The sequence below is a fragment of the Streptomyces fungicidicus genome (genome assembly GCF_003665435.1).
GTDB lineage: Bacteria > Actinomycetota > Actinomycetes > Streptomycetales > Streptomycetaceae > Streptomyces > Streptomyces fungicidicus.
Genome location: NZ_CP023408.1, coordinates 774,883 through 794,244, shown reverse-complemented (window position 1 = coordinate 794,244; position 19,362 = coordinate 774,883). Strand labels below are relative to the sequence as shown.

The window sequence follows — 19,362 nt, the reverse complement described above, 5'->3', positions numbered from 1 at the left end:
GCGTCCGGCGGGGCCGCCCGCTTCCGCCGCGGCGGAGGGCGGTTCGGCGCGGCGGGCCGGGGGGCTTCACGGCGGGTGACCGCGCCGATGCGGTCTGCCCCTGATCCCGACATCCTGATTATCATCTGCGTTCATGCGTTCCCATGCGCCTTCCCTCGTCGGGCGGGACCCCCAACTCAGCCAGCTCGACAGCGCCTTGGCCGAGGCGCGACAGGGGCGGGGCGGTGTCGTCTTCCTGGTCGGTGAGGCCGGCGTGGGCAAGTCCCGGCTCGCGGCGGAGGCCGTGGGCGGCGCGCTCGGCGCCGGGATGCGGGTACTGCGCGGCCGCAGCAGCACCACCGGCCCCGCGGTGCCGTTCCGTCCGCTGACCGAGGCGCTGATGCCGCTGTTCCGCGGCGGCGAGCCCCTGGACGACGCGGCCCTCGGCCCGTACCGGCCGGTCCTGGGGCGGCTGATACCGGAGTGGGACACCGGGGAGCGCGAGAGCAGCTCCATGGTGATCCTGGGCGAGGCGGTGCTGCGGCTGCTGCTGGCCGCCGGGCGCGGGCAGGGGCAACTGCTGTTGCTGGAGGACCTGCACGACGCCGACCCCGAGACCCTCGGCGTCCTCGAGTACCTGGTGGACAACCTGGAGTACACGCCGGTGCTGCTGCTGGCCACCGTGCGGACCGACTTCAGCGACGCGCTGGACCTGGCGCAGTCCGCCCGCCGCCGCGGTGCGGCCACCCTCGCCGAACTCCCGCCGCTGACCCGGTCCCAGGTGGAGGAGATGACGTCGGCGCAGCTGGGGGCGGGCGGCCCGCACGAGGTGCCGCCGGCCGTCCGGGAGCGTCTGTGGGAGGACAGCGCGGGCAGCCCCTACCTGGTCGAGGAGCTGCTGCAGTCCATGATCGGGGCGGGCACCCTGGTGCAGGGCGCCGACGGCTGGCGCACCGTCGGCGATCTGCGGCGGGACGTCTCCTCCACGCTGGCCCGGGGCATCCTGCGGCGCATCGACCGGCTGGGCACGCAAGGGCTGACGCTGCTGTCGGCCGCCGCGGTGCTGGGCCGCCGCTTCCCGCTCACCGTGCTCCAGCACATGACGGGCGTCGACGACCGGACCCTGCTGAGCCATCTGCATGCCGGTGTCGCCGCCCGGCTGGTGATCCCCGACGAGCCGGCCCCCGACTGGTACTCCTTCCGCCACTCCCCCACCGTCGAGGCCCTGTTCACCCAGATGACGCCGGGGCAGCGGGCGGAGCTGGCACGGCGCGGCGCGCGCGCCGTCGAGGAGCTGCACCCGGGCCTCGAGGACGACTGGTGCGCGCTGGCGGCCGGGCTGCGCTGCGAGGCCGGGGACCGGGTGGAGGCGGGACTGCTGTACGCCGACGCCGGCGGGCGGGCCCTCGCGGCGGGCGCCCTGGGCTCGGCGGTGACGCTGCTCAGCCGTGCCGAGGGGCTGCTGTCCGAGGCCGGTGACCCGCAGGCCAGGGCCTCGGTGCTGGAGGACCTGCTGCCCGCACTGGCGGAGGCCGGCGACTTCGCCCGCGCCTTCGACCTGGCCGAGGACCTGCACGCGCTGGGCGGGGCCGGGCTGAACGCCGTACGGCTGGCCACGCTGCACACCCGGCTGGCCAAGGTGGCCCACACGGCGGGCCGGTGGAGCGACGGCAACCGGCAGGTCGTCCGGGCCCGCGAGGTCCTGGCGGCGGCCCCGGACGAGGCGACGGCGGCGGCCGTCGACGTGACGGCCGCCTACCTCGCCCTGGACACCCCGGGCCCGGACCGCACCCAGCACGCCGAGAAGCTGGCCCGCTCGGCGGCCGACACCGCCGAGCGGCACGGCCTGCCGGTCGTCGCCTGCCAGGCGTGGGAGCTGCTGGCCACCGTCGCCCGCGAGCGGGACCCCGAGGAGTCCGCCGACATGCTGCGGCAGGCCCTGCAGACCGCGGAACGGCACCGGCTGCCGCTGCAGCGGATGTACGCGGCCACCCGCATGAGCGGCAACGCCTGGCTCGCCGAGGGCGACACCTCCGGCCTGCTGGCGGCCCGCGAGGAGGCGCTGCGGCTCGGCTCGGTGAACATCGTGCACACGGTGGACGGCATCCTCGTCCTGGACGCGGTGCTGCGCGGCGACCACGGGAGCGCGCGGTCGGCCGCGGCGGACTGCCTGGCGGTGGCGCGGCGGCTGCGCCTGGCGCCCGTGGTGCGGTACGTCCTGATGGCCCGGGCCACCCTGGAGGCGCACCGCGCGGACCGGGCGGCGATGGAGGAGGCGCTGGCGGCGTTCACCGAGTGGGACGGCGCGGGTTCGCAGGAGGAGCCGCTGAGCCTCGGTCTCGCCCGGGCCTTCTGCGCGCTGCTGGAGGAGGACCGTGACCTGGCGCGCGCCGAACTGCGTGCGGTGCAGTCGCTGGAGGCGGGCAACCCCTCCACCTACCACCTCGGCGGCACCCATGGCCTGGTCCTGCTGCTGGACGTGCTCGCCGGTGACGCGGACCGGGTCCGGCACGAGGAGACCACCGCCACGGCGATGGCGCGGATGCGGTGGAACCGCCAGTTCGTGCTGCTCGCCGACGCCGTGCTGCTGGGCCGTGAGGGGGAAGGGCCGCGTGCGGTGGCGGCGGTGGAGTCGGCGCTGGCCGCGGCCCGGCCGTATCCGCTCGCCCGGCATCTGGGGCTGCGGCTGATCGCGGACGCCGCGCACCAGGACGGCTGGGGAGATCCGGTGGGCTGGCTGCGGCAGGCCGAGCACTACTTCCACGAGCGGGACGTCGTGGCCGTCACCGGAGCCTGCCGGGCGGCGCTGCGCCGTTCCGGCGCCCCGGTGCACCAGCACCGCTCGGGCACCCGCGCGATCCCGGAGGAACTGCGCGCCCAGGGTGTGACGGTGCGGGAGTTCGACGTGTTCCGGCTGCTCGCGGAGCGGCTCAGCAACAAGGACATCGCGGACCGGCTGTTCATCTCGCCCCGCACGGCGGAGAAGCACATCGCGAGCCTGATCACCAAGACCGGAGCGGCCAACCGCGCGGATCTGTGCGCGCGGTCGGCCGCCCTGAGGGAGTAGGTCCCGGCAGCAGGAGACCCGTTACCGCATCTCGCGCACCGCCTTGGACGCCAGCACCGCCAGCCCGGTCGCGGCGAGCACCGCGGCCACCACCCCGAACAGTGCGGAGACGTCCCTGCCGGCCAGCGCCCCGCAGACGATCAGCGACAGGGGGGCGACGGCGTAGCCGAGGACCATGTCGACGGAGACGACGCGGCCGAGGACGTCCTGCGGGATGTTCCGCTGGATCCAGCTCAGCCCGAACACGCCCTGGAAGCCGATGGCGAAGCCCATGGCGAGGACGGTTCCCACGACGACCGGGGTGCTGTGCACCAGGCCGAGGACGGCCATTCCCGCGCCGAGCCAGCCGGCCAGGGCGGCCACCAGCAGGCCCACCCTGGGCCGCCCGCCGAGGGCGCCGCCGGCGAGCGTGCCGAGCACCGCGCCGGCGGCGAGGGAGCCGTTGAGCACGCCGAGGGTGGCCGAGCCGCCGCGCAGCACCTGGTCGGCGAGGGTGGCGAAGCCGACCGTGAAGGGCCCGGCGTAGCAGAAGTTGACGGCGGTGTCGAGGGCGACGACGGTCCGCAGCCGCGGGTCGCGGACGGTGTACGTGATGCCCTCGCGGATGCGGGCGCCGAGGGACGCCTGCTTCTCGGGCGTGCCGTCCGTGTCGGGGCGGGGCTTCCTGGGCCGGGTGCGGACCCTGGAGACGCACAGGCCGCACAGGGCGAAGCAGGCGGCGTCGACGAGGAAGGCCACCGGTGCCCGGGTGAGCGCGATGACCAGGCCGCCGATGGCCGGTCCGATGACGGCTGCGGTCCGCGCGCCCGCGCCCATCAGCGCGTTGGCCGGGGTGAGCAGTTCGTCGTCGACGACCGAGGGCAGGATGGACACCCGCGCGGGCTGGAAGAAGGCGTCGACGGTGCCGAAGGCGGCGGCCGCGGCGCACAGCATCCACACCGTCAGGTCGCCGGTGAGCCCGGCGACGCCGACGGACGCCATCAGTACGGCCCGTGTCCAGCTGGAGGCGACCATCAGGGTGCGCGGGGACATCGAGTCGCCGAGGCTGCCGCCGACCAGGGTGAACAGGGCGCGCGGGACGGCCTGGAAGGCCAGGACGTAGCCGAGGGCGAGGGTGGAGCCGGTCAGGCCGAGGGTGATCCAGGAGAACGCGACGACGCTGAAGCCGTCGCCCAGCAGGGACAGCGCCTGCCCCGTCCACAGGAGCCGGAAGGACCGGTGCCGGACGGGGGCCCACAGGCGTGGGCCGGCGTCGGCGAGGGTGGTGGCCATGGGGTGCCTTTCGTCGGACTTGGTCCGGTCAGTAGCGGACGGGCAGGGCGGTGAGGCCCCTGTTGAGCAGGGAGGGCTGCCAGGCCGGGCGGCCGGGGTCGGTGAGGGTCAGGCCGGGGTGGTCGCACACCAGCGTGCGGACGGCGGCGACGGCGACCAGGCGGGCCAGGGCGGCGCCGATGCAGAAGTGGGCGCCGAAGCCGAAGCCGAGGTGGGTGGCGCCGGAGCGGCGCACGTCGAACCGGCCGGGGTCGGGGAAGCGGGCCGGGTCGCGGTTGGCGGCGGCGGTGACGAGGAAGATCCGGTCCCCGGCGCGCAGGGTGCGGCCGTCGAGGTCGAGGTCGCGGGCGGCGGTGCGGATGGACATCTTGGACGGGCCGTCCAGGCGCAGGGTCTCCTCCACCGCTCCCTGGGCGAGTTCGGGTTCGGCGCGTACGGCGGCCAGCTGGTCGGGCCGGGTGTGCAGGGCCAGGACGGTGTTGGCGATCAGGTTGCTGGTGGTCTCCCCGCCGGCGAACGCCATCTGGGTGAGCATCCCGGTGAACTCCTCCTCGGTGACCGAGTCGCCGACCCGGCCCTCCCGGAGCACCTGGCTGATCAGGTCGTCGCCGGGTTCGGCGCGGCGCCGGGCGACGAGGGCGCCGAGGTAGTCGTCGAGGCTCACCAGCGCCTGGAGGGAGGCGCGGTACTCGCTCTCCTCCTGGGCGGTGCCGAGGACGAGGTCGGCGACGCGGGTGTTCCAGTACCAGAAGGAGGGCCCGTCGGTGGGCGGGATGCCGAGCCAGCGGGCGAACACCAGGGCGGGCAGCGGTTTGGCGACGTCGGCCAGGAGGTCGCCGGTGCGGCCGGGGGCGGCCTTGCGGGCGAGGACGGCGCGGGTCGCCTTCTCGGTGAAGGCGCGGTAGCGGGCCACGGCGCGGGCGGCGAACGCCTCCTGGAAGACCTGGCGGAGTCTGCGGTGGCGGGGCGGGTCGTTGAAGACCATCCAGCGCGAGAGGATCCCGAAGGCCCGTTCGGCGTCGTCGCGGGCGCCCTGCGGGACGGCGTCCATCAGGGGCCGCACCCGGTCGGCGGAGACCGCCGGGTCGCGCAGGCAGCGCATCACCTGGTCGTAGCCGGTGACGAGCCAGGCGTGGTGCAGGGGGCTCCAGTGGACGGGCGCGTGGTCGCGCAGGGCGTCGAGGTGGCCGTAGGGGTCGGCGATCATGTCCGGGGAGAGCAGGTAGCGCTCGGTGAGGGCGGGGGCATGGGTGGTCATCGGGTCTCTCCCGTCGCGGTGCGGCCGGTGGTGGCGTCGGGTCCGGCGGCCCGGAGGTTCTCCGCGGTGCCGGGGCCCTCGATGCCGGTGAGCAGGCCGGCGATGCCGCGCACCCGGGGCTCGGCCATCATCGACATGTGGTCGCCGTCGCTGATGTGCAGCGTGAGTCCGCCGCCGGCCACCTCGCGCCAGCGGGCGACGTAGGTGTCGTAGTCGACGTCGAGGCCGGGCATGGTGCGGCCGCGCGGCAGTTCCGCGGCCTCGCTGCCCACCACCAGGTGCACATGGCCGGGGTACGGGCGGACCTCGTACGCGGCGAGGGCGGCGAGCAGCGAGTGCCACACCTCGATCGGGGCGCCCTCGACGAGGGCGGCCTCGGACGGGCTCATGCCGGCGCCGAGCAGGGTGGCGGTGAGTTCGGCGGTGGCCCGGTCGCGCTGCGGTGAGGGCGCCAGCCCGCGCAGCCGGTCGCGCATCCGCAGGGCCTCGCGCAGGTCCCGGGTGACGCCCAGCAGCCGGTCGCGGGCGGCGGGGTTGGGCAGGTAGGGCTCGATGAGGACCAGCGGGGCGACGGTGTGTCCGGCGCGGTGGAGCTGGGTGGCCATCTCCAGGGCGATGTTGGCGCCCATGGACCAGCCGAGCAGGGCGTGCGGGCCGGTGCCGCCGCGTTCGGTGATCTCGGCGACGTAGTTGGCGGCGATGCCGGTCACGGTGCCCGGGTCGGTGCCGCCGAGCAGGCCTCGCGCCTGGAAGGCGTGCACCGGACGGCCGGGCGGCAGGGCGCGGGCGAGCGGGACGAACCAGGCGGCGCTGCCGCCGGTGGGGTGCACGCACCACAGGGGCTCCCCGGTGCCCTCGCGCAGCCGCACCTCGGAGGTGACGGCGGCGGGCAGGCCCTCGCCGGCCGCGCGGACGGCGTGCCGGGCGAGCCGGGCGAGGGTGGGGTGCTCGATCAGGTCGCCGACGGAGACGGGCAGTCCGCGCGCGGCGGCCATGAGGGAGACGCGGACGGTGGACAGGGAGCTGCCGCCGATGCGGAAGAAGTCGTCGTGGACGCCGATCCGGGACAGGCCGAGGACCTCGCGCCAGATTTCGGCGAGGATCTTCTCGGCGGCGCCGGAGGGAGCGACGTACTCGGTGTCCGTGCGGTCGAGTTCGGCCGGCGGCAGGGGCAGCGCCCGCTTGTCGGTCTTGCCGCTGCTGTTGACGGGCATCTCGTCGAGGACGACGAACCGTGCGGGCACCATGTAGCCGGGCAGGGAGGCCCGCAGGGCGCCGCGCAGTTCCTCGGGGGCGGGCGGTCGCGCCCCGGAGACGACGAGGTAGGCGACGAGGGCCGGTTCGCCCGGCAGGTCGGTGCGGTGCAGGACCACCGCCTGCCGGACCTCGGGGAGTTGCCTGAGGGCGTGTTCGATCTCGCCCAGTTCGATGCGGAATCCGCGGAGTTTGACCTGGGAGTCGCGGCGGCCCAGCCACTCCACGGAGCCGTCCGGCCGGTGGGTGCCGAGGTCGCCGGTGCGGCAGAGGCGGTCGCCCGGGGCGCCGTACGGGTCGGGGACGTAGGTGGCGGCGGTCAGGGCGGGCCGGCCCAGGTAGCCGCGGCCGACGGCGTCGCCGCCGAGGAAGATCTCGCCGGGGGCTCCGGCCGGTACCGGCTGGAGGTCGTCGTCCAGGACGTGGACGCGGGTGTTGCGTATCGGGGTGCCTACGGGCGGGCGGCCCTGTCCGGGCCGCAGTTCGGCGGCGAGGGACCAGACGGAGGTCTCGGTGAGGCCGTAGACGTTCTGGAAGCGCCGGCCGCGCGACCACAGGTCGGCGAGTTCGGCCGGGCAGGCCTCGCCTGCCACCTGGAGCACCTTGAGGCCGGGGAAGGCGTCCTCGCCGAGGACGGCGAGGGCGCTGGGCGGCAGCATGGCGGCGGTGACGCGCGTCTCGCGCAGGGTGCGCGCCAGGTCGGGTCCGGGGCGCAGGTCGTCGGCGGGGGCGGTGACCAGGCAGCCGCCGTTGGAGAGCGACCAGGTCAGTTCGAGGATCGAGGCGTCGAAGCCGAAGGAGGCGAACTGCAGGACGCGGTCCTCGGGGGTGGCGTCCACCAGGTCGCGCTGGCCCTCGAGCATGTTGGACAGGCCGCGGTGCGGGATGCCGACGCCCTTGGGGGTGCCGGTGGAGCCCGAGGTGTAGATGATGTAGGCGAGGGTGTCGGCGTCCGCCTCCGGGCCGCCCGGCACGGGCTCCTGGTGTTCGGCGGGGGCGTCGAGGTGGACGACCGGGCCGTCGAACGGCACGGCGCCGGCCAGCGGCCGCTGGGTCAGCAGCACCCGCATCCCGCTGTCCTGCGCCATGAACGCGAGCCGTTCGGTGGGGAGTTTCGGGTCCAGCGGCAGGAACGCGCCGCCGGAGCGCAGCACGCCGAGGGCGGCGCGCACCAGGTCGGGGCCGCGTTCGGCGCAGATGCCGACCACGGTCTCGGGGCCCACGCCGAGTCGTCGCAGCCGACGCGCCAACTGCTCTGCCTGCTCGTTCAGTTCGGCGTACGAGAGCCGCTGTCCGAGGTGCTCGACGGCGGTGGCGTCCGGGGTGCGGGCGGCGTGGCCGGCGATGTGCTCGTGCAGGAGCAGCGGGGAGGAGGGGACGACGGGGCCGCGGGCCCAGTCGTCGAGGGCGGTGGCACGGGCTGCCCCGGTGAGGGCGGGCCGGGTGACGCGGTTGTCGGGTCCCGCGGTCATCGCCTCCAGCTGGGCGCAGTACACGTCGGCCAGTTGCTCTGCGGTGGCGGGGGCGACGTACTCCGGGTCGGCGTCCAGGGTGAAGGCGTTGACACTGGCGTTGACCAGCAGCGGGAACATGGTGCGGGCGATCTCCAGGGAGTCGTCCCAGGAGTCGTGGGAGAGGCGGTGGAAGTTGACGTAGTTGAAGACGGCGTCGGTCAGCCGCGGTTCGCTGGGCCGGAGCCGGGCGATGCGGACCAGGGGGACCCTGCGGTGCGGCAGCATGCCCTGCTCGGCCCGGAAGACGTCCCGCAGGTAGGCGAGCCAGGTGCCGCGCGGGCGGGCGACGCCGAACGGCACGGTGTTGAGGAACAGTCCGCGCATCCTGTCGGCGCCGGGCAGTTCGGGCCGGCCGTTGGTGACCAGCCCGATGCTGTGGCCGAGGACGTCGTCGTCGCGGCCGGCGAACAGGCTCATGGTGTGGTGGAAGGCGGCGATGAGCACGGTGCGGCGCGGCACGCCGGCTTCCCTGGCGAGCCGCCCGATGCGTTCGGCGAGGTGGGCGTAGGATCGGCGGACCTCGTGGACCGGCGGGTGGTCCTGCGCGGCGGCGTCGGTGCGGCGGCGGAAGGTGACCGGCCGCAGCTCGGTGAGCCGGTCGCGCCAGTACGCCAGTGACTCCTCGCTCTCCACCGCGGCGCGTTCCAGGGCGACGTACTCGGCGAACGGCGGGGCGTTCGGGGGCTGCGGGGCGGTGCGGTGGGCGACGGCGTCCCGGTGCAGGGCGAGCAGGTCGGCGACGAGGGAGGTCAGGCTCCAGCCGTCCAGGACGACGTGGCAGTCGGTGAGGACGAGCCTCAGGTCGTGGTCGGTGACGTGGTGCAGGTGGATGCGGACCAGGGGGGCGGCGGCCAGGTCGAAGCGGCGGTCGAACTCCTCGTCGACGAAGCGGCGCAGTCGCGTCCGCTGCTCCTCGCGCGGCAGCCCGCGCAGGTCGGTGTAGCCGACGGGGAGGTGGGCGGTGCGGTGGACGAGCTGGAGGGGTTCGCGGTAGGTGACCAGGTCGACGGAGGTGCGCAGGATGGGGTGGCCGGCGACCACCGCGTCCACGGCGGCCTGGAAGGCGTCGAGGTCGAAGCCCTCGGGGACGGTGATCTTCAGGTCGGTGACGTTGTGGTAGGCGCCGCGCCGGGGGTCGGCGAGCATCTCGTGCAGCATGCCCGCCTGGAGCATGGTGAGCGGGTATGCGTCGGCGAGGTGGTCCGGCAGCCGCCCGGCGTCGGCGGGGTCCAGCTGGGAGAACGGGGCGACGGGCTCCGGGACGTCCACCGCGTCGGTGACGAGCGCGGCCAGGTCGGCCAGGGTGCGGGCGCGGAAGACGTCGGCGACGGTGAAGGCGAGCCCGGCGAGACGGCCGAGGCCGACCAGGCGCAGGGCGAGGATGGAGTCGCCGCCGAGGTCGAAGAAGTTGTCGGCGCGGCCGATGTGTTCGGTGCCGAGGACCTGGCTCCACACCCCTGCCAGGGTCCGCTCGACGGGTCCCTCGGCCGGCACGTGGGTGCGGTGTCCGGCGGCCCCGGCGTCCACGGCGGTCAGCGCGGCGCGGTCCACCTTGCCGTTGGCGGTCAGCGGCAGCCGCTCGTGGCGGACGAACAGGGCCGGGACCATGTAGTCGGGCAGGCTCAGCCGCAGTCCCTCGCGCAGGGCGGGCGGGTCGAGGGGGCGGGCCTCGGGGGTGACGACGTGCGCGACCAGCCGGGCCGTGCCGCCGTCGGAGCGGGCCACCACGGCGACGTCCCGGACGCCGGGCAGGGCGCGCAGCGCGGTCTCGATCTCGCCGGGCTCGATCCGGTACCCGCGGATCTTCACCTGGTGGTCGGCGCGGCCCACGTAGGCCAGTCGGCCGTCGGGCAGTACGCGCACCAGGTCGCCGGTGCGGTACATGCGGGCGCCGGGGGCGCCGAAGGGGTCGTCCAGGAAGCGTTCGGCAGTCAGTTCGGGCCGGTTGCGGTAGCCGCGGGCGACGCCGCCGCCGGAGACGTACAGCTCGCCGACGGTGCCGGGCGGGACGAGCCGGCCCCAGGGGTCGAGGACGTATCCGTGCTGTCCGGCCAGGGGCCGTCCGATGGGCGAGCGGACCGTGCCTCGGACGTCGTCCCCGGTCACGGTGTGGATCGTGACGTGCACGCAGGTCTCGGTGATGCCGTACATGTTGACCAGGGCGGGGCGGCGCCCGGGGGCGGTGAACCAGTCGCGGTAGTCGCGGACGTCGAAGGCGTCGCCGCCGAAGATCACCGTGCGCAGCGCCAGGTCGCCGAAGTCCGCTCCGGCGGCGTCGAGGTGGGCGCGCAGGCCCTTGAAGGCGGCGGGGGTCTGGTTGAGGACGGTGACGCGCTCCTCGCGCAGCACGCGGTGCACGGCCGCCGGGTCGCGCACCTCGTCCGCGCCGAGCACGACGACGCGTCCGCCGCCGGTGAGCGGCGCCCACAGTTCCCACACGGAGAAGTCGAAGGCGGGCGAGTGCATCAGCGTCCACACGTCGGCGGGGCCGAAGTCGAAGTGGTGGTCGGCGGCAGCGAGCAGCCAGGCCAGGTTGGCGTGGGTGACCTCCACGCCCTTGGGCCGGCCGGTTGAGCCGGAGGTGTAGATGACGTAGGCGAGGTCGTCGGGGGCGGGGCGGATGTCACCGCCGTCGTCCTGGGCGTGCTCCTGGCCGGGGGCGTCGAGCAGCATGAGGCGGGCGGGCAGGTCGTCCACGGCGGTGCGGGTGGCGGTGTCGGTGACGATCCAGTCGATGCCGGCGTCGGTGACGGTGAACTCGCGCCGGGCCCGCGGGTGGGAGGGGTCGAGCGGGAGGTAGGCGGCGCCGGCCCGCCAGATGCCGAGCAGGGCGGCCGCCAGGTCGGGGGTGCGGTCGAGGCAGACGCCGACGAGCGAGCCGCGGGCCACCCCGGCGGCGCGCAGCCGCCGGGCCAGCGCGGAGGCGCGGGCGTCGAGCCGGGCGTAGGTCAGGGAGCGGCCGGAGCCGGTGACGGCGAGGGCGTGCGGGGCGCGGGCGGCGTGCTCGGCGAACCGGTCGGGGGCGGTCCGCGGCTGGGGAGCGACGTCGGCGCCGGCGTTGGCGGGGCCGTCGGCGCCGAGGAGGTGGCCGCGTTCGGCGGGGGTGAGCGGGTCGATGCCGCTGAGCGGGGTGTCGGGGGTGGCGCAGAACGCCTCCAGCAGGGCGACGGTGTGCCGGGCGAGGGCGGCGACCGTGGCCTCCTCGAAGAGGTCGGGCCGGTAGACGAAGGCCAGTTCGGTGCGGTCCTCGCCGTCGCGCAGGTCCAGGGTGAGGTCGAACTTGGCGGTGGTCAGGCCGATCGGGTACGGCGTCCCGCCGGCCCCGCCCAGGGTGATGCCGGGGGCGGCGGCGCCGGACTGCGTGTAGAGCACCTGCACCAGCGGGTTGCGGGCCAGGTCGCGGTCGGGGCTGAGCGCGTCGACGACCCGTTCGAACGGCAGGGACTGGTGCTGGAAGGCCTCCAGGACCAGGTTCCGGGTGCAGGCGAGCAGCGTGGCCGGGGTCGGGTCGTCACCGAGGTCGCCGCGCAGCACGAGGGTGTTCACGAAGAAGCCGACGAGCTGCTCGGTCTCGACCCGTTCCCGGTTGGCCACGACGGTGCCGACGGCGACGTCGTGCTGACCGGTGTGGAAGGAGAGCGCGGCCTGGAACGCGGCCAGTACGGTCATGTACGGGGTGGTGCCGGCGCGTCGGCCCAGTGCGGCGAGCTCCCCGGTGAGGGCGGTCGGCAGGGTGACCCGGTGGACGGCTCCCCGTCCGGAGGGGGTCTCCGGACGGGGGTGGTCGGCCGGCAGCTCCAGCGGGGTGAGCCCGGCCAGGCGGGTGCGCCAGTGCTCCAGTGCGGCGGACTGGTCGACCTCGCGCTGCCAGAACGCGTAGTCGGCGTAGTCCAGGGGGAGTTCGGGAAGCCTCGCGGCGCGTCCGCGGGTTCTGGCCCGGTACAGCTCGGTCAGGTCGCGGACGAGGATGTCGAGGGACCAGCCGTCGGAGACGATGTGGTGCATGCCGAGGACGAGGACGTGGTCCTCGGCGGCGGCGCGTACGAGGGTGGCGCGGAAGGCGGGTTCGCGGGCGAGGTCGAAGGGGCGCAGGGCGGCCGCGTGCACGGCGGCGGCGAGCCGGCGTTCGCGCTCCCCGGTGTCCTCCCCCGTCACCTCGGTCACGTCCAGGACCGTGTCGCCCGGGGGCAGGACCCGCTGGTGGGGGACGCCCTCGTGCTCGGGGAAGACCACGCGCAGCTGCTCGTGCCGCGCGACCAGGTCGGCGACGGCCGCGGTGAGGGCCGGCACGTCCAGCGGGCCGGCCAGACGCCAGGCGGCGGGAAGCAGGTAGGTCGGCGCGCCGGGGTCGATCCGGTCCAGGAAGTACAGGCGCTGCTGGGCCGCGGACAGCGGGATGCGCTCCGGGCGCGGCCGGACCGGGACGGGGCCGGTCTCCCGGGCGGCGGACCGGCCGCGCAGCCGCTGTTCCAGCAGGCGCCGGGCGGCCGGGGTGAGGGTGCCGCCGGTGGTGGTGACGGGGCCGGGACGCACGTCGGGTGTGGTCATGGGGCGCTCCGATCTCGGTTCTGGAGGGGGAGGAAGTCGATGGGGTGCGGCTTCGCGGGGGCGGCGGGGCGGCGGGTGCGGACCGCCGGGCCGGGTGTCAGAGGTCGGCCGTGAGGGACAGGTCGATCTCGTCGTCGCTCATCTGCGAGATGAGCTCCAGCAGACGGCGCTCCACCTCGGCGGCGAGCCGTTCGACGGTGGGGTGCTCGAACAGGTCGCGGACCTGCAGCGGGCAGTCGAAGGCGGTCCGCAGGCGGGAGGCGACCGCGACCGCGCGCAGGGAGTGGCCGCCCAGGGCGAAGAAGTCGTCGTGGACGCCGACCTTCGGCAGGTCCAGCACCTCGCACCAGATCTGCGCCACGACCGTCTCGGCCGGGGTGCGCGGTGCGACACCGGAGTGCGGCGCGGACGCCTCGGGTTCGGGCAGCGCGGCGGTGTCCAGCTTGCCCTGCACGGTCAGGGGCAGGGCGTCCAGGAGGACGAACGCGGCCGGGACGAGGTAGTGCGGCAGCCGGGCCCGGCAGTGGGTGCGCAGGGACTCCTCGGACAGCCCGCCGCCCGCGGCGTAGCCGACGAGGGACTTCTCGCCGCCCAGGGTGCGCACCACGACGGCCGCACCGCTCACCCCGGGGTGCGCGCGCAGCACCGCTTCGGCCTCGCCCGGTTCGACGCGGAAGCCGCGGATCTTGACCTGGTCGTCGTTGCGGCCGAGGAACTCCAGTTGCCCGTCCGGCAGTCGGCGTACGACGTCGCCGGTGCGGTAGAGACGGCCGCCGGGCGTGCCGAACGGGTCGGGGACGAACCGTTCGGCGGTGAGGGCGGGCCGTCCGAGGTAGCCGCGGGCCGTCTCGGGGCCGCCGAGGACGAGTTCGCCGGGCACTCCGGCCGGTACGGGTTCGCCGAGCGGGTCGGTCACATAGGCGCGGCGGCTGCCCAGGGGCCGGCCGATCGGCACCCGGCCGGCCGGGGCCCCGGCGACGGTGTGCGCGGTGGCGGAGATCACCGTCTCGGTGGGGCCGTAGGTGTTGACCACGGGCACGCCGGGGAGGTGGGCGAACCAGTGCGCCAGCGGGTCGGCGGGCAGCGCCTCTCCCCCGGTCACCAGCAGCCGCAGGGTGGCCAGCCGGGGGGCCAGCGTGTCCAGGCGGGCCACCAGTTCCGTCCAGTAGGAGGGGGTCAGCTCCATGACCGTGACCCGCTCGGCGGCGACGTACGCGGCCAGTTCCTCCGGCGTCCAGATCTGGTCCGGGCGCACCAGCACCGTCGCCCCGGTGCTCAGCGCGGGCAGGATCTGCTCGAGCGAGGCGTCGAAGGAGGTGGAGGCGAAGGTCAGCACCCGGTCCCCCGCGGTGAGCCCGAACGTCTCGCGGGCGGCGGCGACATGGGCGTCCAGGGCGTGGTGCTCGACGCCGACGGCCTTGGGGCGGCCGGTGGAGCCGGAGGTGAAGATGACGTAGGCGAGGTCGTCGGGGCGGGGGGCGTGGCGGGGTCCGGCCGGGTCGGGGAGGACTCCGTCGACATCGACGGTGCCGGTGGCGAGGGCGGTGGCCTGGTCCCGGGTGCGCGCGTCGCACACCAGGTGCCGTACCGCGGCCTCCTCGCACATGTACCGCAGCCGCTCCTCGGGCAGCCGGGGGTCGAGCGGGACGTAGACGCCGCCGGCCCGCCAGACGGCGAGCATCGCTGCCACGGACCACACTCCGCGGCCGACGCACACGCCCACCGCGTCGCCCGGGACCGTGCCCGCGCGGACCAGGGCGGCCGCCAGACCGCCGGTGAGGGCGTCCAGGCGGGCGTGGTCGAGGGTCGTGTCCCCGCAGACGACGGCCGGGGCGCCCGGCGCGCCCGTCACCTCGAACGGTGGCGCGGGCTCCGCGTCCCGTCCGGCGTCCGCGAGGAGGTGTCGCCGCTCGTCCGCCGAGAGCAGGGCGGCCTCGTCGGCGCGGGCGGCGGGGTCGGCCAGCAGCGTCTCGAGGACGCGGCCCACGTGGTGGGCGAACCGGGTCGCGGTGTCCGGGTCGAACAGGTCGGCGGCGTATTCGACGTTGAGCGCGAAACGGTCCGGCCGGACCAGGAAGGTGGCGGTCAGGTCGAACTTGGCCGACCCCCAGGGCAGTGGGAAGTCGGCCGTCTCCAGACCGGGCAGGCCGCTGCCGGCCGCGGAGGTCTCCTGGACGTCGACCATGGCCTGGAACAGCGGGTTGCGGGACAGGTCGCGCTCCGGGCGCAGCCGCTCCACGACCTGTTCGAAGGGCACTTCCTGGTGGTCGAAGGCGCCGAGGACGGCATCGCGTACCCGGTCCACGAGGGCGCCGAAGGAGGGCCGCCCCGACAAGTCGGTGCGCAGGACGACGGTGTTGACGAAGAAGCCGATGAGCGGCTCCAGTTCGAGCCGGCCGCGGCCGGCGACGGGTGTGCCCACGCAGATGTCGGTCTGGCCGCTCCAGCGGGCCAGCACCGTCTGCGCGGCGGCCAGCAGCACCATGAAGCGGGTCGCGCCGCGTTCGCGGGCGAGGGCGTCGGCGCGGTCGAGGAGGGCGTGCGGCAGGTCGATCTCGACGGCGCCGCCCCGGCCGGTGAAGGCGGGGGGCCGGGGCCGGTCCGTGGGCAGCTCCAGTACCGGGGCGCCCTCGAGGACCCTTTCCCAGTAGGCGAGTTGCGGTTCCAGGGCGCCGTTTTCGGCGCGGTCGCGCTGCCACACGGCGTAGTCGCCGTACTGCACGGGCAGCGGTGCGGACGGGGCACGCCCGCCCGACCGGCGGGCAGCGTAGTGCCGGCCGAGTTCCTCCAGCAGCACGCCCTTGGACCAGCCGTCGGTGACGGCGTGGTGGAAGGCGAGCAGGACGACGTGGTCGTCGTCGGCCAGCTCCCACACGCCGGACCGCAGCAGCGGCGGCCGGTCGAGGTCGAAGCGGCGGGTGGCGTGGGCCACGGCCAGCCGCCGTACGGCCTCCGTGCGGGCCCGCTCGTCCGGGGCCTGCGGCGCCCGCTCCCAGAGCAGGGGTACGGCGCTCGGGTCGCAGACCTGCTGCACGGGGCGGCCGTCGATCTCGACGAGGGCCGTGCGCAGCACCTCGTGGCGCTCGGCCAGGTCGTCCAGGGCGGCCTGCCACGCGGTGCGGTCCAGGCCGCCGCGCACCCGCCAGCAGTACCGGAGCAGGTACGACTCGCCGTGGTCGGAGGTGCGGTCCAGGAACCACAGGCGTTCCTGCGCGAAGGACAGCGGCAGCGGTCTGGCGCGGTCGACGGGGACGACCTCGGCGGCGCCGCCGACGCGTGCGGCCGCCACCCGCGGGGCGAAGCCGCGGACGGTGGGGTGCTCGAAGACGGTGCGCAGTTCGATCTCCCGGCCGAGGCGCTGGGCGATCCGGGAGACGGCCATGGTGGCGAGCAGGGAGTGGCCGCCGAGGTCGAAGAAGCCGTCGTCGATGCCGATCCGGTCCAGGCCGAGGACGTCGGCCCACACCTCGGCGACGATCCGCTCGGTCTCGTCGCGGGGCGCGGTGTACCCGGGGTCGTCGGTGGGGCGGGTGTGCGCGGGGTCGGGCAGGGCGGAGCGGTCCAGCTTGCCGGACACGCCTACCGGGAGGGCGTCCAGGACGACGAACTCGGACGGTACGGCGTAGTGCGGCAGGTAGCGGGCGCACCAGGCGCGCAGTTCGGCCCGGCCGGGCGCGGCGGGCACGTCCGGTGCGGGCACGACGTAGCCGGTGAGGCCTCGTCCGGTGGCCCGGTCGGGGCGGGCGGCGGCAGCGGCGACCAGCGGGCAGGCCCGCAGCACCGTCTCCACCTCGCCGAGTTCGATGCGGAAGCCGCGGATCTTGACCTGGTCGTCGAGCCGGCCGAGGAACTCCAGTTCGCCGTCGGGCGTCCAGCGCACGAGGTCGCCGGTGCGGTAGAGGCGCCCGCCGGGCGGACCGTACGGGTCGGGCACGAAGCGCTCCGCGGTGAGGGCGGGGCGCCCGAGGTAGCCGCGGGCCAGTTCCGTGCCGCCGATGAGGAGTTCGCCTCCGACGCCTACCGGGACCGGCTCGCCGTCGGCGTCGACGACGTGGACCCGGCGGTCGCCCAGGGGCCGGCCGATGGGCACGGTGTCCCCCGGAGGGCCGGCGGCGTCGTGGGTGGTGGCGGTGACCGTGGTCTCGGTGGGCCCGTACGCGTTGCAGACGCGCACTCCGGGGACGGCGGCGCGCCAGGCGGCGAGGGTGTCGGCGGGGACGGCCTCCCCGCCGAGGACGAGCAGCCGCAGGGAGCCCAGGGCGGCGGCCAGCCGCCGGTCGAGGGAGAGCGTGAGCTCCGACCAGTAGGTGGGAGGCACGTTGACGACGGTGAGGCCGTGCCGCTGGACTATCTCGGGCACCTGGGTGGGCAGCCAGGGCTCGTCGGGCCGCATGACGACGGTGGCGCCGCAGGTGAGGGCGGGCAGCACCTGGTCCAGTGAGGCGTCGAAGGCGAAGGAGGCGAAGGCCAGCACCCGGTCCGCGGAGGTGATCCCGAAGCGCTGCCGGGCGGCGACGACGTGGGAGGCGAGGGCGGCGTGCTCGACGCCGACCGCCTTGGGCCGGCCGGTGGAGCCGGAGGTGAAGATGACATGGGCCAGTTCACGGGGGTGCGGCCGGTGCCGGGGGGCGTCCGCGGCCGGGGGGAGCGCGGTGACGTCCACCGTGACCGGTGCGAGCGGTGCGGCGGCGCCGGCGGTGCCGGGTTCGGTGACCACGCAGGCCAGCCGGGCCTCCTCGGCCATGTACCGCAGCCGCTCGGCGGGCAGTTCCGGGTCGAGGGGCACATAGGCGCCTCCCGCCCGCCAGACGCCCTCGATGGCGGCGACCGACCACGGTCCGCGGCGCAGGAGCACGCCCACGGGGTCGCCCGCGGTGACCCCGGCGGCGCGCAGCGCGGCGGCCAGCGCGCCGGTCATGGTGTCGAGGCCGGCGTAGCTGACGCTGTCCTCGCCGCAGCGCAGCGCGGTGGCGGCCGGGTCACCGGTGAAGGCGACCGGCGGTGCCGGCGCCGCGGGGTGTTCGGGGGCCCGGTGCCAGTCGGGCCGGGGGCGGCCGCGGCCGGCGGGGCCCTCGGGCAGGGCACGCAGCAGGTCCTGCACGGGTGTCCCGGGGTCGGCCAGGACGGCCCTGAGCAGGGCCGGGTAGGAACGGGCGAAGGCGCGCATGGTGGCCGCGTCGAAGAGCGCGGTGGCGTACTGGAGGACCGCGGCGACGCTGCCGTCGGTCCGCAGGGTGAGGTCCAGGAAGACGTCGAGCGGGGTCTCGGTGAGCGGCGGCTCGACGAGCGTCACCTCGAGGCCGGGCATCCGTACCGGCCGGATCGGAGCGTTGAGCAGGGTGAACGAGGCCTGGGCGAGCGGGTGGCGGGACAGGTCGCGGGAGCCGCCGAGGGCGGCGACGACCAGGTCGAAGGGGGCCTCGGCGTGGGCGAGGTCCACCGGCACGCGGCCCTGGGCCCGGTCCAGCAGGGCGCCGAAGCCGGGCCTGCCGGCCAGGTCGGCGCGGAGCACGACGGTGTTGACGAGGGGCGCGATGAGCCCCTCGGTGCCGCGCCGGGCCCGGTCGGCGAGCGTGCTGCACACGGCGACGTCGGTACGGCCCGCCCAGTGTCCGAGGAGCGCCTGGTAGGCGGTGAGCAGGAGGGTGTACCGGGTGACGCGCCGGGAGCGGGCGAGGGCGTCGACGGCGGTGACCAGGTCGGCCGGCAGGTCGAAGCGGACCACGTCGCCGGAGCCGTCCCAGACCCGCGGACGCGGCCGGTCGGTGGGCAGGTCGAGCGGGGTGAGACCGCTCAGCCGCTCCCGCCAGTGGCCCAGGAGGCGTTCCAGCCGTTCGCCGCTCAGCCGTTCGGACTGTGCGCGGGCGTGGTCGGCGTGGCGCAGGGCGGGCGGGGCAATCTGCTCGCCCCGGTAGCCGGCGGCGAGTTCGTCCAGCAGGACGCCCCATGACCAGCCGTCCACGGCGATGTGGTGCACCTCGACGAGCAGCAGGTGCTCGTCGGGCGCGACGCGGGCGAGCACGGCCCTCAGCGGATGCTGCGCGGACAGGTCGACGGGGCGTCCCAGGCGGCGCGCGAACAGGTCCTCCGGCCCGTCCGCCCCGACCCGTTCCAGTGCGACGTCCGGGGGCGGGTCGACGACCGGCACGGGCTCGCCGCCGACGGCGCGGAACCGGGTGCGCAGCACCTCGTGCCGCGCCACGATCCCGGACAGCGACCGCTCCAGCCGGTCCGCGTCCAGCGGGCCCCGCAGTCGCAGGACCAGCGGGAGCATGGATCCGGTGGAAGAACCGGCCAACTGGTCCAGGAACCACAGGCGGCGCTGCGCGAAGGATGCCGTGTCGGCGTCGACGTCGTTCGGAGCCTTGTCGTGGGCCGGTCCTGCTGTCACTGTGAGCCTCCAAGCGGTGTTTTGCAGCAGACTGCCGCCGGTGGCGCGGGGCCCATAGGGAAGAAGACGCAGCACCGCG

Annotated in this window: 5 protein-coding genes; 1 reads left to right on the top strand and 4 read right to left on the bottom strand. The window is 75.5% G+C overall.

What is annotated here, in order from left to right; translation table 11 throughout:
• Positions 1 to 133 precede the first annotated feature (133 nt).
• Positions 134 to 3,046, top strand: a complete 2,913-nt coding sequence (locus CNQ36_RS35665) for a helix-turn-helix transcriptional regulator (RefSeq protein ID WP_121549512.1) — start codon at positions 134 to 136, stop codon at positions 3,044 to 3,046.
• A 21-nt stretch (positions 3,047 to 3,067) separates the two neighbouring features.
• Here the strand turns inward: CNQ36_RS35665 and CNQ36_RS33790 are convergent, their stop codons facing one another.
• The 4 genes from CNQ36_RS33790 to CNQ36_RS33775 all read right to left on the bottom strand — a co-directional run bounded on the left by CNQ36_RS33790 (position 3,068) and on the right by CNQ36_RS33775 (position 19,283).
• Positions 3,068 to 4,318: an MFS transporter gene (locus tag CNQ36_RS33790; RefSeq protein ID WP_121549511.1), complete on the bottom strand. Its 1,251-nt coding sequence runs from the start codon at positions 4,316 to 4,318 to the stop codon at positions 3,068 to 3,070.
• 28 nt (positions 4,319 to 4,346) lie between these two features.
• Positions 4,347 to 5,576: a cytochrome P450 gene (locus CNQ36_RS33785; protein WP_121549510.1), complete on the bottom strand. Its 1,230-nt coding sequence runs from the start codon at positions 5,574 to 5,576 to the stop codon at positions 4,347 to 4,349.
• The gene (locus CNQ36_RS33780) at positions 5,573 to 12,892 is read right to left on the bottom strand and encodes a non-ribosomal peptide synthetase (RefSeq protein ID WP_240659536.1); all 7,320 of its coding nucleotides are present in this window, start codon (positions 12,890 to 12,892) and stop codon (positions 5,573 to 5,575) included. The genes CNQ36_RS33785 and CNQ36_RS33780 overlap by 4 nt, the downstream gene beginning before the upstream one ends.
• A 97-nt stretch (positions 12,893 to 12,989) precedes the next feature.
• Positions 12,990 to 19,283, bottom strand: coding sequence for a non-ribosomal peptide synthetase (locus CNQ36_RS33775; RefSeq protein WP_121549509.1), 6,294 nt, complete (start codon positions 19,281 to 19,283; stop codon positions 12,990 to 12,992).
• Between the last annotated feature and the right edge of the window lie 79 nt (positions 19,284 to 19,362).

Bases quoted from the DNA above. Each gene is read 5' to 3' on its own strand.
- CNQ36_RS35665 (WP_121549512.1), top strand. From the start codon at position 134: ATGCGTTCCCATGCGCCTTCCCTCGTCGGGCGGGACCCCCAACTCAGC.
- CNQ36_RS33790 (WP_121549511.1), bottom strand. From the start codon at position 4,318: ATGGCCACCACCCTCGCCGACGCCGGCCCACGCCTGTGGGCCCCCGTC.
- CNQ36_RS33785 (WP_121549510.1), bottom strand. From the start codon at position 5,576: ATGACCACCCATGCCCCCGCCCTCACCGAGCGCTACCTGCTCTCCCCG.
- CNQ36_RS33780 (WP_240659536.1), bottom strand. From the start codon at position 12,892: ATGACCACACCCGACGTGCGTCCCGGCCCCGTCACCACCACCGGCGGC.